This is a genomic window from Brevundimonas sp. UBA7838, from assembly GCF_002500885.1.
Lineage (GTDB): Bacteria > Pseudomonadota > Alphaproteobacteria > Caulobacterales > Caulobacteraceae > Brevundimonas > Brevundimonas vesicularis_C.
Window position 1 is genome coordinate 5,415 of sequence record NZ_DLTK01000114.1, and the last position, 245, is coordinate 5,659.

Here is a 245-nt window from a genome sequence, read left to right on the forward strand (position 1 = left end):
CGCGGTCGTTCAGGTCCAGGTTGGCGGCGTTCTCCTTGGCCACCGCCAGGGCCTCGGACGAGATGTCGGTGCCGACCCCGCGCGCGGCCGGCCGCTCGGCCAGAAGCGCCAGCAGGATCGCGCCCGAGCCGGTGCCCAGGTCGATGGCGTCGAAGGCTTCGGTCTTGCCGAAGGCCAGCATGGAGACGTCCATCAGGGTCTCGGTGTCGGGGCGGGGGCTGAGGACGTCGGGGGTGACGTTCAGC

Annotated in this window: 1 protein-coding gene; it reads right to left on the reverse strand. The window is 71.8% G+C overall.

The window, feature by feature from the left end; translation table 11 throughout:
- Nucleotides 1-245, reverse strand: a 245-nt coding sequence (locus B3T77_RS10925; protein ID WP_292079541.1) for a methyltransferase domain-containing protein, incomplete at both ends; no start/stop codon positions are given.